We start from the raw sequence: 24704 nt of genomic DNA, 5'->3' as shown, positions 1-24704 counted from the left end.
CGCCACACACGCGGGCGGACCGGCGCCCGCAGCACCGGCCCCGGCGCCGGTGCTGCGGGTCGGCGATCAGCGGCCGGCGACGATCTTGTCGCCCTCGGCGCGCAGCGCGTCGACGAAGCCGTCCGGGAGCTCGCCGAAGTATCCGTCGGCCGCCGTGATCAGCAGGGCGTCGGCGCCGGCCTCGGACACGTAGCGCAGCAGGGCGTCCTTGACCTGCTCGGGCGTGCCGACCAGCGCGCCCATGCCGCCCTGGCCGTGCGTCGCGGCGGAGAGGCCGAGCCAGAGCCGCTCGTCGTGGACCAGCGACTCCTCGACCAGGCCGAGTTGCCGGTTTCGCCCGACGTCCTCGGCGTGCCGGTCCCGGCGGCGGGTCTCGTCGAAGTCCGGCGGCAGCATCGCGTTCGCCGCCGCCCACGCGGCATCCTCGGTGTCACCGAGGATCAGCCGCAGGCTCACCGAGAACCGGGGCACCGGCCGGCCCAGCTCCGCGCAACGGGCGCGGACCTCGTCGAAGCGCGCCTTGACCATCGCGACCGGCTCGGCCCACGACATGTAGACGTCGGCCTGGCGGGCCGCGAAGTCCGCCGCGCCGCTGCTCGCGCCGCCCATGTAGATGGTCGGTCCGCCCGGCTGCACCGGCTTGAGCCGCTGCGAGGTGTTGCGGAACCGGTAGAACTCGCCGTCGATGTCGAGCGGTTCGCCGGCCGACCAGACGCGCCGCATGATGTCGACGTACTCGATGCTGCGCCGGTACCGGTCGTCGTGCGCGACGAAGTCGCCCTCGCGGAACTGGTCGTCGGGGGAGCCGCCGGTGATGACGTTGAGCGTGAACCGGCCGCCCGACAGCACGTCGAGCGTCGTGGCCATCCGCGCCGCGACGGTCGGCACCATCACGCCCGGGCGGTGCGCCAGGAGCACCCGGATCGACGAGGTGTGCGCGAGCGCGTAGCCGGCCAGCGACCACCCGTCGGGAATCTGCGACGAGTAGCCGATCAGCAGGTTGTCGATGCCGGCGCGCTCGGCCGCCTGGGCCGCCTCGATCAGCGCTGCAGGACCGTCGTCACTGTGCTGCGGTGCGAAGCGGGTGATGGAGCTGAGGATCTCGAGGCGGCCAGTCATGGCGTCATCCTTTCGACGGGCGGCGCATTGCCGCGTCGGCTGCCCATGCCGGGATGGTAGACAGCTGTTCGGAATAAATCAACGTAACGATCGAGTCTCGGAAGTGCGGCTACCCCCGTCGCCATTGGTGAGATGGACGCAGGTACTGCATGCGATTCCCGGAGGGTGGCGCGATCGTTCGGGTGCCACGTCAAGTCGTCGGGGAGTCCTTTACTTATCTCACACAAGCGAGTAACAATAGGCGCCTCGCACGTCGAAGCCGCTTCGCGCACCGTCGCTTGCCTGCTTCCGTCGCACCAAAGTCCACGTATGTCCAGCGGGAAGGGACCAAAGCGCCGTGGCGATCATCGATCAGTTGGCAACCCGGGATCGCGACCTGAGACGCCGTGCTCGCAAGGTCATTCCCAACGGGATGTACGGCCACATGGCAGCTCAGGGGCTGCCGGAGGGCTATCCGCAGTTCATCGAGCGAGCCGACGGCGCCCGGATGTGGGACGTCGACGGCCGGGAGTACCTGGATCTGATGTCCAGCTGGGGCCCGATCGTGCTCGGTCACCGGCACCCGGCGGTGGAGGAGGCGGTGCGCACCCAGGCCATCGCCGGCGACTGCTTCGACGGCACGTCGCCGCGCATGGTGGAACTGGCCGAGGCGTTCGTCGACCTGGTGCCCTACGCCGACTGGGCGATGTTCGCGAAGAACGGCACCGATGCGACCACGCTGTGCTGCACGATCGCGCGGGCGCACACCGGTCGCGAGATCATCGTCATCGCGCGGGGCGCCTACCACGGCGCCGCGCCGTGGTGCACGCCTTACCCGGCGGGTGTCACCGCCGCCGACCGGCAGAATCTCGTGTACTTCGAGTACAACGACATCGACTCGCTGCACGCCGCCATCGCGGGGATCGAGGATCGGGTCGCCGCTGTCATCGCCTGCCCCGTGCGCCACGACGTGCGACGCGACCAGGAGCTGGCCGAGCCGCAGTTCGCACGGGCGCTGCGCGAGACGTGCGACCGGATCGGCGCGCTGCTGGTGCTGGACGAGGTCCGCACCGGCTTCCGCCTCGACGTGCGCGGCAGCTGGGAGTCGTTCGGGGTGCGGCCGGACCTGAGTGCCTGGTCGAAGGCGATCGCCAACGGCTATTCGCTCAGTGCCGTGCTCGGCCGCGCTGACCTGCGTGACGCCGCCGGACGTGTGTACACCACCGGGTCGTTCTGGTTCTCCGCGGTGAGCATGGCGGCGTCGCTCGCCACGCTCGGCGTCGTGCGTACCGCCGCGTTCGAGTCGAACCTGCGGGCCGCCGGCGAGCAGCTGCGCGCCGGCCTGCTGGCCCAGGCCGAGGCCCACGGCTTCCAGGTGCGGTACACCGGACCGGTCCAGATGCCGCTGCTGACCTTCGCCGGCGATGACGACTTCGCGCTCGGCAACGCCTGGGCCTCCGCGGCGATCAGCAACGGGGTGTACGTGCACCCGTTCCACAACTGGTTCATCAACGCCGCGCACACGCCAGCGGTGATCGAGGAGATCCTGCAGCGCACCGATGCCGCCTACGCGACGCTCGCCGGCCAGCCGGTCGCCGAGCGCGGATTGCTGACGGGCTGAGCGCGTGGCGTCGGCGTGGAACATAGCGGACCGGATGGTGCGCCAGCTCGCGCTGCTCGAGCGCGACGGGCTCGCCGTTGCCGGCGCGGGCAACGTCAGTGCGCGGCTCGACTCCGGGCGGACGTTGATCACCCGTTCCGGCCTGCGGTTCGGCACCGCGTCGGCGGCCGATCTCTGCGTCGTCGACGAGGACGGGGTGCTTACCGGCGGGGTGCCGGACCAGGAATTGCGGGCCGGCGCCCGGCCGTCGTCGGAGACCCAGCTGCATCTCGGCGTCTACCGGGTCACCGGCGCGCGCGCCGTCGTGCACACGCACGGCGCCTTCTGTACCGCGGTCTCGACGGTGGTCGAAACGCTGCCGCCGGTGCACTATTCGGTGCACCGGCTCGGTGGACCGGTCGGCGTCGTCGGCTACCACACGTTCGGCTCACCGGAGCTGGCGGATGCGGTGGCGACGGGATTTGCCGGGGGAGCCCGGGCGGTGTTGATGCGCAACCACGGCGCCGTCGTCACCGGCGACTCGGTCGAGCAGGCCGCCGAGTTCGCGCAACTGCTCGAGTGGCTGTGCGAGGTGTACTGGCGCGCGTGCGCGCTCGGCACGCCGGCACTGCTCACGCCCGAGCAGCTGGCGGCGGCCGCCGACCAGAGCGGGCGCATCGCGTACATGGCGGAGAGGTAGGTGGCGATGAGCACGTCAGTGACACCCACAGCACGGCTCGCCCCCACCGAGCCGGAGCAAGAGGTGCCGGCCGCAGGTACGCGCGGCAGGTGGCGCTCGGCTACGGTCGGCGTCGCGGTGGTGCTGCCGCTGCTCGCGCTGTACGGCATCTTCCTGTTCTGGCCGCTGATCGACATCCTGCTGCGCAGCTTCGACCCGCTCGGCGAGGTCTCCTACACCCGCCCGAACTTCAGCTTCACGAACTTCACGCAGGTCGGCACCGACAGCCTGCTGCGCATCATCGAGCTGCGCACGCTGCGGCTCGCGCTGTACACCACGCTGATCACCACCGTGCTCGGCTTCCCGGTGGCGTACCTGTTGTCGCGGATGCGACCGCGGCGGGCATCGCTGCTGCTGCTGGGCATCCTGGTGCCGTTCTTCGTGCCCACCGTGGTCCGGCTCTTCTCGTTGACGGTGCTGCTCAGCCCGGACGGCGTTGTCAACTCGTTCACCGAGGCCATCGGCCTGGGCAAGTTCCCGCTGCTGTTCAACACGACCGCGACGGTGATCGGCATGACCGTCTACCAGCTACCGGTCATGATCCTGATTCTGTACGCCGGACTGTCGCGGATCGACACCAACCTGACGCTCGCGGCGCACACGCTCGGCGCCTCGCCGACCAGAGCATTCTTCACCGTCTACCTGCCGCAGGCCAGGCCGACCGTGATCAGCGGGATGCTCTTCACGATGGTGCTGTCGCTCAGCTTCTTCCTGGTGCCGTCGGTGCTCGGCGGGCCGCGCGACCAGACGATGAGCGTGTTCATCCAGCAGCAGATCGAACTGTTCCAATGGGGACAGGCCAGCGCGATGGGCATCGTGCTGCTGATCATCACGATGATCGGCTACGGCCTGACGCTCCGACTGACCGGCGGCGCGACCGTCGGGGTGCCCACCACGGTGGCCAAGGGCACGAGCAACCGCGAGCCGCTGCGTGGCACGCCCGCCGTGTGGGGCAGCCGGGTCGTGCTCGTCATCGTGTTCATCCTGCTGCTCGCGCCGGTGCTGGTGGTCTTCCCGCTCTCGATCGGCACCGGACAGCAGGTGGTCTTCCCGCCACGCGGCTTCACGCTCACCTGGTTCAGCCAGGTGTTCACCGCCGGCGTGTGGATCCCGGCCTTCACCAAGAGCGTGATCGTGGGCATCTCGACGGCCGTGCTGTCGGTCGCGCTCGCGCTGAGCCTGTCCCGCACGGTGCAGCGCATCCGCAACCGCGCGCTGCGCTCGATCATCCTGGCGGTCGCCTTCGCGCCCGTCATCACGCCGCACATCCTGCTGGCGATCGGCCTCTACGACGTGGAGATCCGCCTCCACCTGATCGGCTCGAACGTCGGACTGATCATGGCGCACACCGTGATCGCGTTCCCGCTCGCCTTCTCGATCATCAACAGCGCGCTGGCCCAGAGCGACATCACGCTCGAGCAGGCGGCCTGGACGATGGGCTCGTCGCGCACCCGCACCTTCTGGCTGGTCGTCGTGCGCTCGAAGCTCGGCAGCATCGTGAGCGCCGGCGTGGCCGCCTTCATGGTGTCGTGGGACGACGTGGTCATCGCGCAGTTCCAGAACGGGCTGTCCAAGACGCTCCCCGTTGTCATCTACTCCTACCTCGATTCCGGTGTCGTGCCGGCGGTGCCGGCGATCTCGAGCATGCTCGTGCTCCTGGTGATCGTCGGGTTGGTCGTCTCCCTCGTCGTCGGCCGGGTGGGCGCCCGGCGCGGTCCGGCGTAAAGCCCGAGCGGGCAACAACATGCGTCCTAAAGGAGATCCCGTGGATTCCGTGATGAAGCCAACCCGCACCGCGGCGGCGGCGCCGAGCACCGAGGGCGCCCGCGGCAGCGTCCGGATCGACGGCGTCAGCTGCGGGTTCGACGCCACGACCGTGCTGCGCGGGCTCGATCTCACCATCGATCCCGGCGAGTTCCTCACCCTGCTCGGACCGAGCGGGTCGGGCAAGACCACCCTGTTGCGCGTCATCGCCGGACTGATCGAGCCGAGCGCCGGACGGGTGGTCGTCGACGGCGCGGACGTCACGAAGCTGCCGCCGCAGAAGCGCGATCTCGGCTTCGTCTTCCAGAACTACGCGCTGTTCCCGCACCTGACCGTGCGGCAGAACATCGAGTACCCGCTGAAGGTCCGCAAGATCCCGGCCGCCCAGCGCCGGGAGCTGATCGCCGAGATGCTCGACATCGTCGGCCTGACCGGGATGGACAAGCGCTATCCCAGCCAGCTCAGCGGCGGCCAGCAGCAGCGGGTCGCGCTCGCCCGGTCGCTTGTCCACCGGCCGAAGGTACTGCTGCTGGACGAGCCGCTCGGCGCGCTCGACCGGCGGCTGCGGCAGGAACTCGGCCGCGAGTTGCGCCGCATCCAGCGCGAGACCGGCACGACGGCCATCTACGTGACGCACGACCAGGAGGAGGCCTACGTGCTCTCCGACCGGATCGGCATCATGCGCGACGGCCTGCTCACCCAGCTCGGCTCGCCGATCGAGCTGTACCAGCAGCCGGGCGACCTGTTCGTCGCCGGATTCCTGGGCGACGTCAACCTGGTCACGGGCCGCGTCCTCGAACGCGGCCCGGCCGCGACCGTGATCGACATCGGCGGCAGCCGGCTGCCCTGCCGGGACGAGACGGACACGGCCGTCTCGGCCGAGGCCACCTGCGTCATCCGCCCGGAACACCTGAGCGTCCGGGCGATCGGCTCCACCTCGGCGGCCGAGCACGAGCAGCACTACCTCGCCAACGCTTTCGTCGACGACGCCTACTTCCTCGGCCAGGCGTTCCGGCTCAAGTTGAGCTGGCAGCAGGGCTCACTGACCGCGGACGTGGATGCCGGTGGCCGCCTTCCAGCGGTGGGCGAGGAGGTCTCGGTGTTCGTCCGAGCCGGCACGGCGAGCGTCGTGCGCTCGCGCGAGTCGGCACCGCAAGCCACGCAGTAGTCAACACCGCACGGCGGGCGTCGACGCGGTAGCCAACACCCCACGGCGAGCGTCGAGCCGGCACCGCTGGCCACGCAGTAGCCAACACCCCGATGCAACACCTCCACCCGACACCCCGATCAAGCAGGAGAAGCAATGAAGAGACGGCAGTTACGTCGGTGGCCGCCAGTCGTGGCGCTGCTCGCCATGGCCCTCATCGCCTCGGCGTGCTCCTCGTCGAGCGATGGCAACAGCGGCGGGTCGTCCGCCGCCGGCGGGCCGAAGGGCGAGATCGCGTACTTCGACCTGAGCGGCGGATCCGCCTCCAAGGCACTCGCCGACGGCCTGTGGAAGAACTTCACCACCGAGACCGGCGTGCCGGTGACCGTCGACTTCGGTGGCACGATCGCGAAACTGCAGGCGGCGGTGCAGGCGGGCCAGGTGCCCTGGAGCCTCGCGCAGACGCCGTTCCTGCCCGCGGTCGACCAGGCGAAGCTGCTGCAGAAGATCGACACGTCGATCGTGCCGGTCGACCAGCTGCAGCCGGGCACGTACGACGAGTACAGCATCCAGTACGGCACGTACGGCATGAACCTGACGTGGAGCCTCAAGAACTTCCCGGCCTCCGGGCCGCAGCCGAGCTCGATGGCCGACCTCTACGACACCCAGAAGTTCCCCGGCAAGCGCTGCTTCATGAGTGACGTGCGCGTCGGCTGGGTCCTCGAGAGTGCGCTCATCGCCGACGGCGTGGCGCCGAGCCAGCTGTACCCGATCGACCTGGACCGGGCCATCAAGAAGCTCGGCACGATCAAGAACGACATCGTGTGGAACGCCTCGCCGACCCTCGAAGTGCAGAACTTCGAGAACGGGTCCTGCGCGATCGGCATCATCGCCAACGGCATGGCCAAGACGATGATCGTGGCGGACAAGTACCCGGCGAGCTTCACCTGGAACCAGGCCGGCTGGGCCAGCTCCTCGTTCGGCATCCCGAAGGGCGCGCCGAACGCGAACGCCGCGCAGCACCTGCTCAAGTGGATCATCACCGACACCAAGGGCCAGGCCATCTACAGCGAAGCGGCCGCCTCGCCGGTGCCGACCGGGCTCAAGCACTTCGACCCGTCGAGCATCACCGACCAGACGCTGCTGCGGTTCCTGCCGGCCGGCGACAACATGAAGGACACCACCCCGCGCAACAACCAGTGGTGGACCGACAACCAGGTGACGGTCAACAACACCATCAACAAGTTCAAGGCCAGCTGATCACCCCGGCCCGGATCGCGGGACGTCCGCGACAGCACCACCCGCGATCCGGGCCGGGACCACACGTGAGATAGGAGCGTGCCGCAGCCATGCGGATCGTGATCACCGACTGCGACCACGCCACGGTCGACATCGAAGAGCAACTGGCCGCCGAACACGGTGCCGAACTGGTACTCGCGCGGTGCCGCACCGCGGCCGACGTCATCGCGGCCGGCGCCGGCGCCGACGCGCTGGTCGTGCAGTACGCACCCATCGACGCGACCGTGCTGGACGCGCTGCCGACCGTTCGGGCCGTCTCCCGCTACGGCGTCGGCGTGGACACCGTCGACGTCGACGCCGCATCGGCCCGCGGCGTCGCCGTCTGCAACGTGCCGGGTTACGCCGACGAGGAGGTGGCCCAGCACGCCGTCGCGCTGGCGCTCGCGGTCGAGCGCGGCGTGCTGCCGCTGGACCGCAGCGTACGCGCCGGGCGCCCCGACTACGCCGCCGCGGGGCCGCTGCATCGCAGCAGCGAGCGCACGTTCGGGGTGGTCGGCTTCGGCGCCATCGGCCGGACCACGGCCCGCAAGGCGGCCGGCCTCGGCTACCGCGTGGTCGCCCACGACCCCCGGTACCCGTCGGGCGAACGGCTCGACGGTGTCGTGCAGCTCTCGTTCGACGAGCTACTCGCCGCCGCCGACGTGGTGTCGCTGCATGTGCCGCTCGTACCGGCGACCCACCATCTCATCGATGCCGCCGCGCTGGCCCGGATGCGGCCCGGCGCGGTGCTGGTGAACACCTGCCGCGGCGGGGTCGTCGACACCGACGCGCTGGTGGCCGCTCTCGCCGGCGGGCAGCTGGCCGGCGCCGCGCTCGACGTGGTCGATCCCGAGCCGCTGCCCGCCGGACACCCGCTGCTGACGCAGCCCCGGGCGGTGCTGACCCCGCACGCCGCGTGGTACTCGGAGGAGTCCGTGAGCGAGCTGAAGCGCCGGGTGATGGCCAACGCCATCGCCGTCTGCGAAGGCCTCGCGCCCGCCGACATCGTCAATCCCGAGGTGCTCGCCCGCACCGTCCGCGCCTGACTCACCCCCGACAGAGGAGCCATGCAGACCCGCGAAGCCACTCATCCCGCCGAGATCACCTCGATGGACACCGACGCCCTGCGCGGCCGGTTCGTCGTCGACGACCTCTTCCGGCCCGGCGCAGTCCGCTTCGTCTACAGCCACGAGGACCGCATCGTGCTCGGCGGTGTCGTTCCCCTCGACAGCCCGCTGTCGCTCGGGACGGACGACGCGCTCTACGCCGAGTACTTCTGCCAGCGTCGCGAGCTCGCGATCACCAACCTGGGCGGCGCCGGCACCGTGACCGCCGACGGCGCGCAGTTCGCGCTCGCCGCCGAGGACGTGCTGTACATCGGCCAGGGCACCCGCGAGGTCAGCTTCGCGAGCGACGATGCCGCGAATCCCGCGACCTACTACCTGTTCTCGGCCACCGCGCACACCAGCCTGCCGACCACACTGGTAACGAAGGCTCAGGCCGCCGAGACCGCGGCCGGCGCCGCCGAGACGGCGAACCGGCGCACCATCCGCAAGTACCTGCACCAGCAGGGCGTCGGCACCGCGCAGATCGTGCTCGGCATCACCAGCCTGGAACCGGGCTCGGTCTGGAACACCATGCCCTGCCATACGCACGGCCGGCGCACCGAGGTGTACCTGTACTTCGGGCTCGGCCCCGAGCACCGCGTCGTACACCTGATGGGCGAGCCACGGTCCACCCGCAACCTGATCCTCGCCGACCGCGACGTCGTCATCTCGCCCAGCTGGTCGGTGCACACCGGCGCCGGCACGTCGAACTACGCGTTCGTCTGGGCGATGGCCGGCGAGAATCAGGAGTTCGAGGACATGCAACAGGTGGCGACCGATGCGCTGCGCTGACTCGGCGGAACTCTCCCCGTCCGAGCTGCGGCTGGCGTTCGCCGCGTTCCCCTCCGGGGTCGCGGCCGTCGCGGCACTGCACGACAGCGTCCCGGTCGGGCTGGCGGCGAGTTCGTTCACGTCGGTGTCGCTGGACCCGCCGCTCGTCTCGGTCTGCATGGCGCACACGTCGACCACCTGGCCGGTGCTGCGGCACGCCACCAGTATCGGCCTGTCGATCCTGGCCGAGGGCCAGCACGCCGCCTGCCGCGCGCTTGCGGCCCGCACCGGCGACCGATTCGCCGACCTGTCCTGGCAGGCGACCGGCACCGGCGCCGTCGTGATCGAAGGATCGCCGCTGTGCCTGGAGTGCACCGTGCACGCTGAGGTGTCGGCCGGCGACCACGACATCGTGCTGCTCGCCATCCACGGCCTGCTGCACCGCAGCGACGTCGCGCCGCTGGTCTTCCACCGCAGCAGATTCCGCCGGCTCACCGACTGACCAAACCCCTGGTACGACCTGCGCCGCACCGCCGCGGCTGGGCCAACACAGCGGCGAGGTCCGCCGCCTGGCTGCAAGAGGAGAACCACTAGTGCTTCACGCCGACCGGGCAACGCTGCCGGCACTCGATCCAGGTGACCCGGCAAGCCTCGACGACCTGCTGACCGACGACGAGAAGGCCGTGCGCGCATCGGTACGCCAGATGCTCGACAGGTCCGCCGAGCCGTTCATCGCGGAGTGGTTCGAGCGAGGCGGCATACCGAACATCCGCGAGCTCACCAAGGAACTCGGCGCCCTCGGCGTCCTCGGCATGCATCTGGAGGGCTACGGCTGCGCCGGTATGTCGGCGACCGAGTATGGCGTCGCATGCCTGGAGATCGAGGCGACCGACTCCGGTCTGCGCTCGCTCGTCTCCGTGCAGGGCTCGCTCGCGATGTTCGCGATCTGGCGCTGGGGCAGCGAGCAGCAGAAGCAGGAGTGGCTGCCCCGGATGGCGGCCGGCGAGGCGATCGGCTGCTTCGGCCTCACCGAGCCCGACGCCGGCTCCGATCCGGGCAGCATGCGGACCCGCGCCCGCAAGGACGGCAGCGACTGGGTCCTCGACGGCCGGAAGATGTGGATCTCCAATGCGCCGTACGCCGACGTCGCCATCGTGTGGGCGAACACCGACGACGGCGTTCGCGGCTTCATCGTGCCCAGCGACACCCCCGGCTTCTCGGCACCCGAGATCAAGCACAAGTTGTCGCTGCGCGCCTCGGCGACCGGCGAGTTGGTGCTGGACAACGTGCGGCTGCCCGAGTCGGCGGTGCTGCCCGAGGCGCGGGGGCTCAAGGGACCGCTGTCCTGCCTCAACGAGGCGCGGTACGGCATCGTGTGGGGCGCACTGGGCGCGGCCCGGTCGAGTCTCGAGGCGGCCCGCCGGTATGCCCTCGACCGTGTCCAGTTCGGCAAGCCGATCGCGGCGTTCCAGCTGACGCAGCAGAAGCTCGCCGACATGTCGCTGGAGTACATCAAGGGTTACCTGCTCGCCGTGCACCTCGGCCGCCGCAAGGACGCCGGCCTGCTGCGACCGGAGCAGGTCAGCATCGGCAAGCTCAACAACGTCCGCGAGGCGCTCGAGATCTGCCGCACCGCCCGGACCGTCCTCGGCGCCAACGGCATCTCACTGGAGTACCCCGTCATCCGCCACCAGAACAACCTGGAGTCCGTGCTCACCTACGAAGGCACGGTCGAGATGCACACGCTCGTGCTCGGCCAGGCCCTCACCGGCCACGCGGCGTTCCGGTGACGGCCACGGCCTCGATCGAGCGCGTGGGCGTGATCGGCGCCGGCCAGATGGGCGCTGACGAGGCCTCCTGGTGCGACGTCAGGGGACGAGCACGAGCTTGCCGTGCACGTGGCCACGCTGGCTGAGGCGTTGTACCTCGGCGGCGCGTTCGAGCGGGTACGTGCCGGCGACCGTGGTGGTCAGCTGTCCGCGCGCGGCCAGCTCCGCCAACCCGGCCAGGCCGCCCGTGGACCAGTCCTTCGGCGTGCCGGCGCTGAACGTCACGCCCAGTTCCCGGGCGGCCGGGTCGGCGATGGTGACGATCCGGCCGGTTCCGCCGCGCAGCGCGTTGGAGTCGGGCAGCGCACCCTTGCCGGCCACGTCGAACACCGCGTCGATCTGCCGGGCCGACGCGCGGACCCGGTCGACGAGGCCCTCGCCGTACAGCATCGGGATGGCGCCCAGCGACCGGACATAGTCCTGATGGTCTTCGCTCGCGGTGCCGATGACCGTCGCGCCGCGGGCAACGGCCAGCTGCACGGCGATGGTCCCCACCGACCCGCTGGCCCCGTGAATGAGCACGGTCTCGCCGGCTCGTACTCCCAGGAGGTCCAGGCCGCGCTCGGCGGTCTCAGTCGCGGTGGGCAGCGTGACCGCATCGGCGAACGACAGCCCGGTCGGTATGTGGACAACCTGGCTGGCCAGGGCGTACTCGGCGTACGAACCGGCCGGGGGGTCGGCCCAACCGACCACCGGCTCGCCGACCGCCACATCCGTCACATCTTCTCCGACCGCGTCGACGACGCCGGCAACGTCGATGCCGGGGATTGCCGGCAACGTGGTCGGGATGATGGCCTGCATCGCGCCGGATCGGATCGTGGCGTCCACCGGGTTGACCCCGCTCGCGCGTACCCGGATGCGGACCTGGTGCGCTCCTGGATCGGGCACGGGAACGTCGGCCATGTGCAGCACCTCGGGGCCGCCGAACGTGTCGAACACGATCGCCTTCATGTCGCAGCTCCGTTCGTCGTTGTCTGGGTATGTCGTGAGTGTTTGGACCCGCTCAGCGGATGTCCGGTGGGCCAGGGTGCCTGAGGTCCTGCGGCAGCGGCTCAGCCGGGCTGTACATCACCGGCGAGGAACCGTCGGCGAGGGCCGCCGGCGAGTCCGTCAGCCGGAACCGGTCCCGGACCCGTCCGAGGAAGTCATGCTCCGCCAGGCGGAGCAGCTTGGCACGTCGCGGCCCGGCGTAGACGGAGACCCAGTCGCCCGGGTCCAGCACCCCGCGGAGCTGGCCGTCGAGGGTGACGGCCACCCGCCCGGACCGCTCCAGGACCCGCACGGCAACACGCTGGTCCCGCGCGGCGAGGACGAGGCTGCGGTTGAAGACCATGTGCGGGGCGACCGGCGTGAAGACCAGCGCGTCGAGGTGCGGCGAGACGATCGGGCCGCCGGCGGCGAAGCTGTACGCGGTCGACCCGGTCGAGGTCGCGATGATCAGCGCGTCGGCTGAGTAGGAGGCGAAGAGCCGGCCGCTGACGTAGACGGCGAGACTCGCCTGACGATTGCGCACGAGTTTCTCGAAGACCACGTCGTTGAGCGCGATCACGTCGAGCGGCACGCCCCAGCCCACCTGCGTCGCATCGCTCGGACGAACCTGTGGCGGCGGAAGCGCCGGGCCACGGCCGTAGCGCAGCAACACCTGCATCTCAGCGGGGATCTCCAGCGGGCGCGAGGCCCGCATGGTCAAGGTGAGCCGGCCGTCAACGGCAAACTGCCCGGTGTGCACGGCGTCGAGCGCCGCGGCGACGGCACTCGCCTTCACCTCGGTAAGAAATCCCACCCGGCCGACGTCGACGCCCAGCACCATCGCGTCGATGGCGGCCGCGACCCGGACGCCACGCAGGAACGTGCCGTCGCCGCCGACGGTGACGATGAGACTCGGGTGGCCGGCGCGCGCGGCCTCGTCCGCCGGACTGAGGCGGCCACATTCGGGCGAGTCCCATACGTCGATGTCGACGCACTGGATCGCCCGTTCGCCGGCCCAGCGACGGACGTCCCCCGCGGCCGAGAGCGCCGCCGGCCGGCCGCCGTGCACCACAAGCCCTATCCGGTCAATCATGGACGCTCCTCGCCAGGGATGTCCCTCAGCACGGCCGGCGCCGGCCGGCCGTTTTGCGGCATCAATCCGTAGACGGCGCCATCGAGCCTGGGCGCCCACGCCTTCGCGGGGGAGGCGAGCGGCCGGATCAGGCGCCGATGGTCTCCCGCCGCCACACGCGCGGCAGGATCTCGGTGGCGTACAGGTCGCAGAGCTCCCGGTAGTACGGGCCGGTGTTGGCGACGAATACGTCGTCGTAGCCGGCCTTGTCGTACTGCTCGATCATGGCCAGGTGGCGGTCGGGATCGGGGCCGAGCACGACCACGTTCTTGAGCATGTCCGGTGTGACCAGCCGGCTTGCCTGCTCGAAGTGCCGGGGTGACGGCAGCATCACGGTCAGTTCGCCGGGCAGGGCCATGTTGCGCCACTTCTCGTGCGCGATCCGCAGCGCCTCGTCCTCGGTCGGGGCGTAGCACGCGAAGAAGCCGGCCTGGGCGGGTTTGGATCCGCCCCCGCCGGTACGGAACCGTCGCACCAGGTCGGGCTCCGGCGTGACGCCGATGTACCCGTCGGCGATCCGCGCGGCGAGTGTGACGGCTTTCGGGCCGAGGGCGGACATGAACACCTTCGGCGGCTGCTCGGGCAGCGTGTAGAGCCGCGCACTCTCCACGGTGTAGTGCTCACCGCGGTGGGTGACGGACCGTCCGGTCCACAGCTTGCGCATGACCTCGACGGCCTCTTCGAGCATGGCGAGGCGGACGCCGGCCGGCGGCCAGGGGTCGCCGAGGATGTGCTCGTTGAGGGCTTCGCCGGTGCCCACGCCCAGGGTGAACTTCCCGCCGGTGAGCACCGCGCTGGTCGCCGCCGCCTGGGCGATGACCGCCGGGTGGATGCGAACCGTAGGACAGGTCACCGCCGTGGTGATCGGCAGCGAGCAGACCTGGCTGAGCGCGCCGATCACCGACCAGACGAACGGGCACTGGCCCTGCTCGTCCAGCCAGGGATGGTAGTGATCGGAGATCCACAGCTCCTCGAAGCCGGCCCGCTCGGCCGCCATGGCCCGTTCGATCAGGTCGGCCGGCCCGTTCTCCTCGCATGACAAGACGTACCCCAGCCTCATACGGGCTGCGCTACCCGCTACCGAACCGGCTACGCCACCCGAACGCCTCCAGCGGAGATCTCCAACTCCGGGAAGGACCCTTCGGCATCGCGACGGCCGGTTGACACGTGCCGGCCCGCGTCGTCGCGACGACGGACGCCGGTGGCCTCACGTCCTCCTCGACGGCACCGAAGCCGGCATCTGGAGATGACCCGCGGCCGGAGGTGCTCGGCGGGTGAGCGGCTCCGCAACGACCCGCCGGCGGTACCCGCCCGGCCTACGGTGGCGGCGTGGAGGAGTTCACCGTGAACGTCCCCGACGACGCTCTCGAGGATCTGCGGCGGCGGCTGTCCGGGGCCCGCTGGCCGGAACCGGCGACGGTGCCGGACTGGAGCCAGGGCGTGCCCGCCGGCTGGCTGCGGGAGCTGTGCGACTACTGGGCCGACGGCTACGACTGGCGCCGCTTCGAGCACCGGATCAACACCCTGCCACAGTTCGTCACCGACGTGGACGGGCTGGACATCCACCTGCTCCACGTCCGGTCGCCGCAACCGGACGCGCTGCCGCTCGTGCTGACACACGGCTGGCCCGGCTCCGTCGTGGAGTTCCTCGACGTCCTCGGCCCGCTCACCGACCCGGTCGCACATGGCGGCGACGCGGCCGACGCCTTCCACGTGGTGTGCCCGTCGCTGCCCGGGTTCGCGTTCAGCGGGAAGCCGGTCGAGCCGGGCTGGGGACCGTCCCGCATCGCCGCGGCGTGGGCGGTGCTGATGAGCCGGCTCGGTTACGAACGCTTCGGCGCGCAGGGCGGCGACTGGGGTGCGACGGTGACGACCCACCTGGCCGCGCAACATCCCGGCCGCGTCGTCGGCATCCACCTCAACTTCGCGCCGCGGGCCGTCCCGGCGTCCACGGCGGACACCGCCGAGGAGCTGACCGACTTCGAACGGCACAGCCTCGCGGACCAGGCGTACCACAGGGCGTGGGGCAGCGGCTACGCCGTGGAGCAGGCGACCCGCCCGCAGACGATCGGGTACGCGTTGGTCGACTCGCCGGTCGGCCAGTGCGCCTGGATCGCCGAGAAGTTCTGGGCGTGGACCGACCACGCCGGCGACCCGCTCACCGCCCTGAACCGCAACCAGATGCTCGACAACATCAGCGTCTACTGGCACACCCGCAGCGGCGCCTCGTCGGCGCGCATCTACTGGGAGGACGGGTTCGCGCGCGGCGGCGGGCGGACCATTCCGCCGGTGAGTGTGCCGGTCGGCGTCTCGGTGTTCCCGAAGGAGATCATGCGGCCGTCGCGGCGCTGGTGCGAGGGGCAGTACGCCGACCTGCGCTTCTACGAACTCCTCGACCGGGGCGGCCACTTCGCCGCGTTCGAACAGCCGGACCTGTTCGTCGACCAGGTGCGCCGTGCGTTCCGGGAGATGCGTTGACGATCTCCGCCGGCTCCACCCGGCCCGGCGACAACACCCCCGGATCGTGCGTGCAACAGGGGTGGCAGGTCATACCGGGCCGGGCGAGGCGAGGGGTCCCCGGCTGGTTCAGCCGGCCGCTGCCGCCAGCTTGATCAGGTCGGCGACCGCGTCGGGCTGGGAGACGTAGATGGCGTGGCTGCCGGCGACCTCGACGACGGTCGAGCCGGTGCGTTCGGACATCGCCCGCTGGGCCGGCGGCGGGATCATGCGGTCGTCGGTGGCGACCAGGTACCAGCTCGGCTTGGTGCGCCACGCGGGTTCGTTGACGGCGCCACTGAGCGCGTCCACGCCCCACGGCACCTGGGAGTCGGCGAGGAACGCGGCCTGGTCGGCCGGAAGGTCACCGGCGAACGAGGCGTGGAACTTCTCCCGGTCGAGGAAGAGGAAGCCGTCGACGGGCGGCAGGATCGGCGGGACCGGGGCACCCGGGGGCGGGTCGGCGATGAGGGAGTTCACCGACTCGCCCTTGTCGGGCGCGAACGCGGCGATGTACACCAGCGCGGCCACCCGCGGGTGGTTGCCGGCCTCGCTGATCACGGCTCCGCCGTACGAGTGGCCGACCAGGATCGCGGGACCGTCCTGGCGGTCGAGGACGAGCCGGGTCGCCTCGACGTCACCGTCGAGCGAGAAGGTGGGGTTCTGCACGACGCTGACGCGGTACCCGTCCCGCACGAGCCGGTCGTACACCGGCTGCCAGCCGGACCCGTCGACGAAGCCGCCGTGGACGAGCACCACGTTGGATACTGCTGGAGAGCTCATGACGTATCACTCCTCATGCACTGGATCGGTGCGACGCGAGTGACGGTAGGCGGCCGGTGGCCCCGGTCGATTGCGTCAAATGACTGGTACGGGTCAACCGCCCGGCGCCGGCGGGTCGGTGTCCGCCAGCGCATCCCGGAGGGCCGCACGCGAGGTGATCCCCAGTTTCGGGAACATCTGGTACAGGTGGGTACCGACTGTCCGGGGTGAGAGGAAGAGCCGCTCGCCGATCTGTTTGTTGGTCAGGCCGGCGGCCGCGAGCTCGGCGATCTCGCGCTGCTGCGGCGTCAGCGCGCCCGGACCGGCCGGGGCCAGGTGACCCGTGGTCTGGCCGGTCGCGCGCAGCTCGGCCGCCGCCCGCGCCGCCCACGGGCGGGCGTCCAGCCGCTGGAAGGTGTCCAGGGCGGCGGTCAGGTGCCGGCGCGCCTCGGTCGTGGCCTTGCCGCGCCGCAGCCGTTCGCCGTAGGCGAGCGCGATCCGGGCGCGATCGAACGGCCAGCGCTCGCCGCCCGCGACGGCGAGCGACGCGGCGAACCGGGCCGGCGCTTCCTCGTCGGTCGCGGCCAGGGCGGCCGCCCCTTCGATGGTCATGGCCAGCCGCGCGGACATCCCGGCCACGCCGGAGGTGCGGGCCGCGGCGACGTGCGCCGCCGCCTCGGCGCTTCGTCCGGTACGCACCGCCGCCTCCACCACATCCATGATCACCCAGAGTGCGTGCGGCACGTGGTCGGCCAGCTCGCCGACGGGGGTGATCACCGCGGCGTGCCGGTACGCCTCCTCGAAGTCCCCGCGGCCGAGCGCATCCGTCAGCATCGCCTGGGCGGCGATACGCGAGACGAGGCTGGCGCGGCGCGGGGCCGCCCACATCGTCATCCGGTCGGTCAGCCGCTTGACGGTGTCGTGCTCGCCGCGCGCGGCGGCCAGCATCGCCAGCAGGTACAGGCCGATGCATTCCAGCAACCGGTAGTTGTGGGTGCGGCACAGTGCGATGTGTTCCTCGGCGAGTGGTCGCATCTCGTCCCACTCGCCGGTCATCATCTGGTCCAGGCCGAGCAGGGAACGGGCGTGCAGGGACAGCGTGACGGCCGCGCCGCGGTCGTCACGCAGGATGCCGGACAGCGCGGTGCGGCAGAACGTGAGCCGGTCGACGAACATCGCGGACAGGCCGACCCTGACGCTCCACACCGGATCGGCCTGGTCGGTCAGGTCGGCGATCGCCCGGTCGATGCGACCGAGCAACGCCGGCGCGGTGCGGGCCGGGTCGGCGAACGTCCCGGCCATCAGCGCGAGCAGCTCGGGCACCGGAGGGGTGAGCCGGGCGAGCGCGGTGCGGAACCGCTCCCACAGCTCGGCCCGTCCGCCGAAGTAGCACACCCAGCCGAGGGTGTAGAACGCCTCGACCAGCGTGGCGTTGCCGCCGTCGTACGGCGTCGGCTGCATCTCGATGGCGCCGACCAGCAGCCGGTGTGCGGTGTCGACGTCGCCCTCGCCGCTGAGCAGCAGGTGATGCGCGGCGGCGACCGCGGACACGAGCGGCCGGTCGCCGTCGCTCTCGCGGGCATCGGCGAGCAGGCGGGGGACATCGCGCAGATCACCGGTCACGACCGCGCCGAGGTACGCCGCTTCGGCGAGCCGGCGGCTGCGGCCGGCGCCCACCGGGCTGAGGTCGGCGGCGTACAGCAAGGCGGTGACCGCCCCGGCGGCGTCACCCCGGCTGCGGGCCGTGTGCGCGGCGTCCTCGAGCAGGCGGGCCACCCCTTCGTCGGTGCCGATGGTCGCCTGGGCCAGGTGCCAGGCGCGCCGCTCCGGGCGGTGCGCCAGGCTCCCGGCAAGATCGGTGTGCGCCCGCACGCGCTCGTCCACCGTGGACAGGTCAACCACCGCCGAGCGGGTCAGCGGGTGGTGGAACGCCACGGTGCCGGCGTGCTCGTCGACGTGGACCAGGCCGGCCCGCTCGGCCGGGGCCAGCGCCGCGAGGCCCCCGGCACCCGTGGCGAGGGTGTCCAGCCTGCCCGTGCCGTCCAGTGCGGCCAGCAGCAGGAGGCGCCGGGTCGGTTCGGGCAGGCCTCGTACCCGCGACTCGAAGGCCGCCTGGAGACGGCGGTTCAGCGGGAGTACCTCGGGCAGCGATCCCATGCCGGACTGCTGGCGATCGGTGAGCGCCAGCGGAAGCTCCAGCAGCGCCAGCGGGTTGCCCTGGGCGTCCGCGAGCAGGCGCCGCCGGACCCGGGGCGCCAATGCCGGAAACCGCTGGGCGACCAGCGTCGTCGCGGCTCGCTCGTCGAGCGGCCGGACCTCGTGCTCCCGCAGCCCCGCCCGGTCGAAGAAGCTCTCCTCCCCGATCCGGTACGCCGCCAGCAGCCCCACCCGGGCCGGCAGGCGACGCGCGACGATCGCGAACACCATGGCGCTGGCCCGATCCAGCCACTGCAGGTCATCGAGCATCAGCAGCACCGGACCGCTCGCCGCCGCCCGGTCGAGCAGCGCCAGCGCCGCGTTGGCGATCATCAGCAGGCCGGGTGGTGACCCGTGGCGGACCCCCAGCGCGATACCGAGCGTGCGCCGGTGCGCCGGGCTCAGCCCCGCGAGATCCTCGATCAACGGGCGCAGGGCCTGGTGCAGGGCCGCGAAGCTGTACGCCGCCTCGAACTGTGTGCCCGAAGCCACCAGCACGTGCGTCCCCGCCGTCGTGGCGTGCCCGGCCGCCGCCCCCAGCAGCACCGTCTTGCCGACACCGGGCTCACCGAACAGCAACAGGGCGCCACCCGCACGCCCTGACCGATCCACGAACGAACGCAGCACCAGGAGGTCGTCGTCACGACCGACCACGTCGGCCTCGCCGCCGCCACCCGCCGTCACACCACCGACAGACACATCGCGCACGTGGGCCGCCGGGGACTCGAACCCCGGAAGCGCCGAACTCCCTGACCATCCCGGCCCGTTACCGCATCCTAGGGGTAACGGGCCGAGATGCTTGATGCCGTATGGCTGAAGGCTGGTGGGCCCGTGGCTATGGCGTCAGGACGAGCCTGGCGTGCGCGCCGTGCCGTTCCTGCTCCCAGGCGCTGGCGACCTCGGCCAGTGGCAGCCGGATCACGTCGACGGCGATCTCGCCGAGGGCGGCGCGTTCGGTGAGGGTCCGGTATGCGTCGCGCCGCGTCTGCAGCGGGACCCGGAAGACCACGAACCCGAGGATCTCCAGTTCGGCGGCGAGGATCACCGTCGAGGGGAGGTCGATGGTGGGGCCGGTGGAGGCGCCGATCTGGACGTGCCGTGCCCCGGGTGCGGCGGCCTGCATGGCCGCCAGGGCCGGTTCGCCCCACAGCGGGTCGATGATGACGTCGATGCCGTGGTCGCCGGCCGCCTGCCGGAAGGCGGACCGCAGGTCGGTGCCGGGGGCGAGGACCACCGTGGCGTCCGCGCCGAGCTGTCGTGCCCGCCGCAGGCGGTCCGGGTTACGGGCGGCGGCGATCACGTGGGAGGCGCCCAGGGCCTTGGCGGCTTGCACCGCGACGGACCCCACCGCTCCGGTCGCGCCGAGGACGAGCACCGACTCGCCGGGCTGCAGCCTGGCGCGCCAGCTCAGGGCGAGCCATGCGGTCAGGCCGGTGTTGCCCAGCGCGGCCGCGGTGGCGTCGTCCACGCCGGCGGCCACGTCGAGCAGGTCCGTCTCGGGCACCAGGGTCCGCTGGGCCCAGGACCCGAATGGCGCCACCGGGGCGTCGAAGTAGACGCGCCGGCCGTGGGCCGTCCGGCCGACCCCGTCGGAGCCCACCACGGACGGAATCGGCGGCGGCCCGGTGTAGAACGAGCCGGAAGCCTTGGCCAGGTCCAGGTGGTTCACGCCGGCGGCGGCCACGTCCACCACGACCTGACCCTCGCCGGGTTCGGGCTCGGCGAAGTCCCCGAAGTGTGGCGGGACACCCACGTCGTCGAGTACGGCGGCCTTCATGCTTCCACCGTAGTTCCGTCGTGGGCGCCCGGCGGGCGGAGCGACGGGTGAGGCCGCCCGGGCAACGCAGTCGTCTACCCATCGTGGGCGTAGGTCGCGCCCGTAGCTGTCATACATGCGGCTGACAGTCGAACGGTGTATTGGCAACCCTTGGGCTGGATGGAAACGATCTAGACCCGCACGTGAGGTGTCGTGAACATTGCCGCTGCATCCGATGCCCGGGTGGAGCTGACGCTCGGTGTGCTCGGCCCGACCGTCGTGCTGCACGACGGCCGAGCCGTCGCCGTCGGAGGCCCGGCACCGCGTACGTTGCTGTGCCGCCTGGTCATCGCCAAGGGCCGGTTCGTGTCGATCGACGCGTTGGTCGACTGCCTGTGGCCGCACGACCCGCCGCCGAGTGCACGGATCACCGCGCAGGGTTACCTGTCGGTCCTGCGCCGGGCGCTCGAGCCCGGCCGCCTGCCGCGGCAGCCCGGACGGGTGCTGATACGAGACGGCGCCGGGTACGCGTTGCGGCTGGGGTCGATCACGCTCGACGCCGACCGGTTCGGCACGGCGGTGACCCAGGGACGCGACCTGCTGGCCGACGGTGACGCCAGGTCTGCGCTGGTCCGGTTCGACGAGGCGCTGGCCCTCTGGCGGGGACCGGCGTATGCGGACTGCGCGGACCACGAGTTCGTGGTCGCGGAGTCGCAACGGCTCCAGGAGCTGCGGACCGGTGCCGTGGAACACCGCCTGGCCGCACTGATCGCGTTGGGCGCGCACGAGTCGGCCGCCGCTCAGCTGCGGGCGTTCCTTGCCGAACACCCGCTGCGGGAGCGGGGCTGGGCGCTGCTGGCGCAGGCGCTGTACCGGGCCGGCCGCCAGGGCGACGCGCTGGCGGCGCTGCGGGACGCGCGCACCCGCCTGATGGACGAGCTCGGCGTCGAACCCGGACCGGAGCTCGCCGAGGTGCACCACGACATCCTGGACCAGGCGCTCACGCTGGTGCCGGCGCCGTTCCCGGACCGCGGCGACGCCGCCAGGAGCTCGGGCAACCTGCCGCACTCGATCTCGACACTGGTGGGGCGGGTCGGCGAACGGCAGGCGGTCTCCGATCTGCTGAGCCGGCACCGCCTGGTGACGCTCACCGGCGCGGGCGGCATGGGCAAGACGCGGCTCGCCCTGGCGGTGGCCGGTGCGCGCAGGGACGCCGACGGCCCGTGGTTCGTCGAGCTGGCCGGCCTGCACGAGCCCTCCGTGCTGGCCGGGCAGCTCTGCGCGGCGCTGCAGATCACCGGCACGGGTGGCATCGACACCCTGATCGCGGCGCTGCGCTCGCGCGCGATGCTGATCGTGCTGGACAACTGCGAGCACCTGGCCGCCGCCGTCGGTGCGCTCGTCTCCGCGCTGCTCAGTGCCTGCCCTCAGGTCCGGGTCCTGACCACCAGCCGCCAGTCGTTGCGCGTCGACGGGGAGCATCTGTTCGAGGTACCGCCATTGTCGAGCGGCGTCGAGGGCGAGGCGGTCACGCTGTTCGTCGCGCGGGCCGCCGCCGTGCGCGGCGGTTGGTCACCGGGCGCGCAGGAGCGGCGGCTGATCGCCCGCCTCTGCGCCGCCCTCGACGGTATGCCACTGGCCATCGAGTTCGCCGCCGCGCAGTGCCGCGTCCTGTCACCGCGACAGATCCTGGAGCATCTCGACGACCGGTTCGCGCTGCTGGCGGGGGAGCGCACCAGCTCGCGGCACACAACGCTGCTGGGTCTGATGGACTCGTGGTACGAGCTGCTCAACGATGCGGAACGGGAGTCGCTGCAGGCGTTGGCGGTGTTCGAGGGTGGTTTCGCGTTGTCCGCGGCCCGGGCGGTGACCGGGCGCAGCGACATCCTGGTCGACCTGACCAGCCTGGTGGAGAAGTCGCTGGTGACCGTGGCGGCCGTGGTGAACAGCGACGACCGGCGTTACGTGATGCTGGAGACCATCCGCCAGTACGCGGTGCGCCGCACACCCGTCGAGCGTCGTGCTGCGCTGGGCGCTCGGCACACCGCCTGGATCCGCGAGCTGGCGGACATCGCCGGCGACGAGCTACGCGGGCCCGGCAGCGCCACGTGGATGCGGTTGCTGCACCTCGAGAGCGACAACGTGCGTGCGGCGCTGCGCCGGGCGAGCGCGGCCGGCGACACCGCGGCCGTGCTGCGGATCGCCGGTGGACTGTACTGGTTCTGGTTCCGCCAGGGCCGCGTCGACGACGGTCTGCACTATCTGGAGCCCGCGTTGCGGCAGGCGGATCCGCGCATGCTCGAGCATGCGCTGCTCGCCCGCGCCGCCATGGGGCTCGCGCTGCTGCGGTATGTCAGCGGAGCGCGGGGCCAGGTCGCGGAGGCGCTGGCGGTGGCCGGGCGGCACGGCGCCGCCACCGAGGACCCGGGGGTGCGGGCGCGGGTCCTCGCGACGATCGCGTACTTCGAGGCCGCCGACGGCGCCGCGCCGGCGGCAGCGCGGCACGCGACCAAGGCATTGGCGCTCGCCCGGTCGGTGGGTCACCATGCCACGGCGGCGGAGGCACTGATGTGTCTCGGCGAGGCGCAGCGCCGGTCCGGCCTGGCCGCGCAGGCGCAAGCGACGCTCGCCGCCGCCCTGCACGAGGCCGACCGGTGCGGTCACGGCTGGGCGACGGTGTCGGTGTTGTGGTTGCTGAGCAAGATCGAGCTATCGCTGGACCGGCCCGGCCCGGCAGCGGTGCTGGTCCGGCGGATGCTCGAGGAGGCCCACCGCTGCGCGGACACGACCGGGTGGCTGGTGAGCGTGGCGATGTCCGCGCACCTCATGGCCCGCGCGGGCCGGGCCGAGGACGCGGTGGAACTGCTCAGCACGGTGCGGTCGCTGGGTGATCGCGTGGGATACCAGGCCGAGGCGATGGACGCCGAACTGGCGGGCTACCTCGCGGAGATACCGTCGGGCAGCCCGCCGGAGGGGTTCGCGGCGGCTGAGGCGCGCGGGCGCGACCGTTCGGTGGAGCAGACGATGGCGTGGCTCCGGTCAGCCCCACCGTTCGGAGATCAACGGCTCGAGGGCGTGCTGTCGCCGGCGATCTCGTCCGAGGTCACGGTGCCAGACGTGCGTGCGCAGCCTACGCATCCTCGGGCAGCTGGACGCCGGTGAGGTCACCGCAGTGTGCGAGCAGGGCGTCCAGCAGCGCCGGGTCCAGCGTGGCCTCGGACGGCCGCCAGTCGCGGTCGCTGAAGTAGTGCCCGCTGACCAGGACGTCGGGGTCGGTGCCGGCGGCGAGGCGCACCTGGGCCGACGCGGCGTCGTCCGGGCTCGTCGGCGCCGCGTCGCCGCCCATCCTGGTCCGCACCCACCCGGGGTCGACCGCGTTGCTCAGTGTCCCGGGCCAGCGACGGGCGATGGCGACGGCGAGCATCAGGTCCAGCAACTTGGAGGTGGAGTACACCTCGGTCCCGTTCCACGGGCGACGGTCGTACTGCAGGTCGGCGAGGTCGACGACACCGTCCCCGGCCATCGCCGAGGACACGAACACGAGGCGCTCCGGCTGGGCGAGCAGTGCCGTCAGCAGGTACGGCGCGAGGACGTTGACCTGGAACGTCGACTCCAGCCCGTCGCCGGTCAGCTCCCGCTGCGGGCTGTCCAGCCGGGCGATCCCGGCGTTGTGCACGATGGTGTCGAAGCGTCCGAAGGCGGCCAGCGACCCGGCGAGCGCCTTGGTTTCGTCGAGCGAGCGCAGATCGCCCACCGCGACCCCGGCCGCTTCCGGGAGCGCCGCCTTGGCGACAGCCGCCCGATCCTCGTTGCGGGCGTGCAGGACCACGCGATGCCCAGCGGCGACGAGTTGGGCCGCGGTTCGCAGGCCGATGCCGTCGACCGAGCCAGTGACAAGAATATTGCGCATGAAGTCCCTTTCGTCGTGTGCCGCTCCACGATGGCGGCAACGGTTGGGAATCGGCTGGAACTTCGTTGGAGATCGTCTACCACCCTCGTTGCGAAATCCACCGTACAAATGTCAGGCATTTGCGGTACAGTGGCGTCATGACCTGTTCGGC

At 71.5% G+C, this 24704-nt stretch carries 19 protein-coding genes; 11 read left to right on the top strand and 8 right to left on the bottom strand.

Annotated elements, in window-relative coordinates; translation table 11 throughout:
• Positions 1 to 66 precede the first annotated feature (66 nt).
• The gene (locus AB0M46_RS19640; RefSeq protein ID WP_363337829.1) at positions 67 to 1119 is read right to left on the bottom strand and encodes an LLM class flavin-dependent oxidoreductase; all 1053 of its coding nucleotides are present in this window, start codon (positions 1117 to 1119) and stop codon (positions 67 to 69) included.
• Between the two features lie 424 nt (positions 1120 to 1543).
• Here AB0M46_RS19640 and AB0M46_RS19635 point away from each other — a divergent pair, with 424 nt between their 5' ends.
• From AB0M46_RS19635 to AB0M46_RS19595, 9 genes are all read left to right on the top strand, one after another.
• Positions 1544 to 2719, top strand: a complete 1176-nt coding sequence (locus tag AB0M46_RS19635) for an aminotransferase class III-fold pyridoxal phosphate-dependent enzyme (protein WP_363337827.1) — start codon at positions 1544 to 1546, stop codon at positions 2717 to 2719.
• 34 nt (positions 2720 to 2753) lie between these two features.
• On the top strand, positions 2754 to 3398 hold the full coding sequence (locus AB0M46_RS19630; RefSeq protein ID WP_363337825.1) for a class II aldolase/adducin family protein: 645 nt from the start codon (positions 2754 to 2756) through the stop codon (positions 3396 to 3398).
• A 6-nt stretch (positions 3399 to 3404) separates the two neighbouring features.
• Complete coding sequence (locus AB0M46_RS19625) at positions 3405 to 5162, top strand: ABC transporter permease subunit (RefSeq protein ID WP_363337824.1); 1758 nt, start codon at positions 3405 to 3407, stop codon at positions 5160 to 5162.
• Between the two features lie 40 nt (positions 5163 to 5202).
• Positions 5203 to 6369 carry an ABC transporter ATP-binding protein gene (locus AB0M46_RS19620; RefSeq protein WP_363337822.1) on the top strand — a complete coding sequence of 389 codons (1167 nt, stop codon included), beginning with the start codon at positions 5203 to 5205 and terminating at the stop codon, positions 6367 to 6369.
• Positions 6370 to 6504: 135 nt separating this feature from the next.
• A complete protein-coding gene (locus tag AB0M46_RS19615; protein ID WP_363337820.1) occupies positions 6505 to 7608 on the top strand; it encodes an extracellular solute-binding protein in 1104 nt (367 codons plus the stop codon).
• Between the two features lie 89 nt (positions 7609 to 7697).
• Positions 7698 to 8672, top strand: coding sequence for a C-terminal binding protein (locus AB0M46_RS19610; RefSeq protein WP_363337818.1), 975 nt, complete (start codon positions 7698 to 7700; stop codon positions 8670 to 8672).
• A gap of 21 nt (positions 8673 to 8693) precedes the next feature.
• Positions 8694 to 9524, top strand: coding sequence for a 5-dehydro-4-deoxy-D-glucuronate isomerase (kduI, locus tag AB0M46_RS19605; protein WP_363337817.1), 831 nt, complete (start codon positions 8694 to 8696; stop codon positions 9522 to 9524).
• Positions 9511 to 10005: a flavin reductase family protein gene (locus tag AB0M46_RS19600; protein ID WP_363337815.1), complete on the top strand. Its 495-nt coding sequence runs from the start codon at positions 9511 to 9513 to the stop codon at positions 10003 to 10005. Before kduI ends, AB0M46_RS19600 begins: the two co-directional genes overlap by 14 nt.
• Before the next feature lie 91 nt (positions 10006 to 10096).
• On the top strand, positions 10097 to 11293 hold the full coding sequence (locus AB0M46_RS19595) for an acyl-CoA dehydrogenase family protein (protein WP_363337813.1): 1197 nt from the start codon (positions 10097 to 10099) through the stop codon (positions 11291 to 11293).
• A 78-nt stretch (positions 11294 to 11371) separates the two neighbouring features.
• Here AB0M46_RS19595 and AB0M46_RS19590 read toward each other — a convergent pair whose 3' ends face one another.
• From AB0M46_RS19590 to AB0M46_RS19580, 3 genes are all read right to left on the bottom strand, one after another.
• Positions 11372 to 12283, bottom strand: coding sequence for an NADP-dependent oxidoreductase (locus AB0M46_RS19590; RefSeq protein ID WP_363337812.1), 912 nt, complete (start codon positions 12281 to 12283; stop codon positions 11372 to 11374).
• A gap of 52 nt (positions 12284 to 12335) precedes the next feature.
• Complete coding sequence (locus tag AB0M46_RS19585; protein WP_363337810.1) at positions 12336 to 13394, bottom strand: NAD(+)/NADH kinase; 1059 nt, start codon at positions 13392 to 13394, stop codon at positions 12336 to 12338.
• Positions 13395 to 13521: 127 nt separating this feature from the next.
• Positions 13522 to 14493, bottom strand: a complete 972-nt coding sequence (locus tag AB0M46_RS19580) for a TIGR03557 family F420-dependent LLM class oxidoreductase (RefSeq protein WP_363337808.1) — start codon at positions 14491 to 14493, stop codon at positions 13522 to 13524.
• A gap of 269 nt (positions 14494 to 14762) precedes the next feature.
• On the opposite strand from AB0M46_RS19580, the gene AB0M46_RS19575 reads away from it, so the two are divergent.
• The gene (locus AB0M46_RS19575; protein ID WP_363337806.1) at positions 14763 to 15911 is read left to right on the top strand and encodes an epoxide hydrolase family protein; all 1149 of its coding nucleotides are present in this window, start codon (positions 14763 to 14765) and stop codon (positions 15909 to 15911) included.
• Between the two features lie 108 nt (positions 15912 to 16019).
• Here the strand turns inward: AB0M46_RS19575 and AB0M46_RS19570 are convergent, their stop codons facing one another.
• The 3 genes from AB0M46_RS19570 to AB0M46_RS19560 all read right to left on the bottom strand — a co-directional run bounded on the left by AB0M46_RS19570 (position 16020) and on the right by AB0M46_RS19560 (position 20664).
• On the bottom strand, positions 16020 to 16712 hold the full coding sequence (locus AB0M46_RS19570) for an alpha/beta hydrolase (protein ID WP_363337804.1): 693 nt from the start codon (positions 16710 to 16712) through the stop codon (positions 16020 to 16022).
• 93 nt (positions 16713 to 16805) lie between these two features.
• Positions 16806 to 19586 carry a LuxR family transcriptional regulator gene (locus AB0M46_RS19565; RefSeq protein ID WP_363337803.1) on the bottom strand — a complete coding sequence of 927 codons (2781 nt, stop codon included), beginning with the start codon at positions 19584 to 19586 and terminating at the stop codon, positions 16806 to 16808.
• Between the two features lie 136 nt (positions 19587 to 19722).
• Positions 19723 to 20664, bottom strand: coding sequence for a zinc-binding alcohol dehydrogenase family protein (locus AB0M46_RS19560; protein WP_363337801.1), 942 nt, complete (start codon positions 20662 to 20664; stop codon positions 19723 to 19725).
• Between the two features lie 222 nt (positions 20665 to 20886).
• Here AB0M46_RS19560 and AB0M46_RS19555 point away from each other — a divergent pair, with 222 nt between their 5' ends.
• The gene (locus AB0M46_RS19555) at positions 20887 to 23805 is read left to right on the top strand and encodes a BTAD domain-containing putative transcriptional regulator (protein WP_363337800.1); all 2919 of its coding nucleotides are present in this window, start codon (positions 20887 to 20889) and stop codon (positions 23803 to 23805) included.
• Here the strand turns inward: AB0M46_RS19555 and AB0M46_RS19550 are convergent.
• Positions 23774 to 24553, bottom strand: a complete 780-nt coding sequence (locus AB0M46_RS19550; protein WP_363337798.1) for an SDR family NAD(P)-dependent oxidoreductase — start codon at positions 24551 to 24553, stop codon at positions 23774 to 23776. The genes AB0M46_RS19555 and AB0M46_RS19550 overlap by 32 nt on opposite strands.
• Positions 24554 to 24704: the final 151 nt, after the last annotated feature.

The sequence above is a fragment of the Dactylosporangium sp. NPDC051485 genome (assembly GCF_040682015.1).
Lineage (GTDB): Bacteria > Actinomycetota > Actinomycetes > Mycobacteriales > Micromonosporaceae > Dactylosporangium.
Note: the sequence above shows the minus strand (reverse complement) of the source record. Positions and strands in the feature narration are given on the sequence as shown.

Bases quoted from the DNA above. Each gene is read 5' to 3' on its own strand.
- AB0M46_RS19585 (WP_363337810.1), bottom strand. From the start codon at position 13,394: ATGATTGACCGGATAGGGCTTGTGGTGCACGGCGGCCGGCCGGCGGCG.
- AB0M46_RS19560 (WP_363337801.1), bottom strand. From the start codon at position 20,664: ATGAAGGCCGCCGTACTCGACGACGTGGGTGTCCCGCCACACTTCGGG.
- AB0M46_RS19550 (WP_363337798.1), bottom strand. From the start codon at position 24,553: ATGCGCAATATTCTTGTCACTGGCTCGGTCGACGGCATCGGCCTGCGA.
- AB0M46_RS19580 (WP_363337808.1), bottom strand. From the start codon at position 14,493: ATGAGGCTGGGGTACGTCTTGTCATGCGAGGAGAACGGGCCGGCCGAC.
- AB0M46_RS19610 (WP_363337818.1), top strand. From the start codon at position 7,698: ATGCGGATCGTGATCACCGACTGCGACCACGCCACGGTCGACATCGAA.
- AB0M46_RS19590 (WP_363337812.1), bottom strand. From the start codon at position 12,283: ATGAAGGCGATCGTGTTCGACACGTTCGGCGGCCCCGAGGTGCTGCAC.
- kduI (WP_363337817.1), top strand. From the start codon at position 8,694: ATGCAGACCCGCGAAGCCACTCATCCCGCCGAGATCACCTCGATGGAC.
- AB0M46_RS19630 (WP_363337825.1), top strand. From the start codon at position 2,754: ATGGTGCGCCAGCTCGCGCTGCTCGAGCGCGACGGGCTCGCCGTTGCC.
- AB0M46_RS19570 (WP_363337804.1), bottom strand. From the start codon at position 16,712: ATGAGCTCTCCAGCAGTATCCAACGTGGTGCTCGTCCACGGCGGCTTC.
- AB0M46_RS19615 (WP_363337820.1), top strand. From the start codon at position 6,505: ATGAAGAGACGGCAGTTACGTCGGTGGCCGCCAGTCGTGGCGCTGCTC.
- AB0M46_RS19635 (WP_363337827.1), top strand. From the start codon at position 1,544: ATGGCAGCTCAGGGGCTGCCGGAGGGCTATCCGCAGTTCATCGAGCGA.
- AB0M46_RS19625 (WP_363337824.1), top strand. From the start codon at position 3,405: ATGAGCACGTCAGTGACACCCACAGCACGGCTCGCCCCCACCGAGCCG.
- AB0M46_RS19600 (WP_363337815.1), top strand. From the start codon at position 9,511: ATGCGCTGCGCTGACTCGGCGGAACTCTCCCCGTCCGAGCTGCGGCTG.
- AB0M46_RS19640 (WP_363337829.1), bottom strand. From the start codon at position 1,119: ATGACTGGCCGCCTCGAGATCCTCAGCTCCATCACCCGCTTCGCACCG.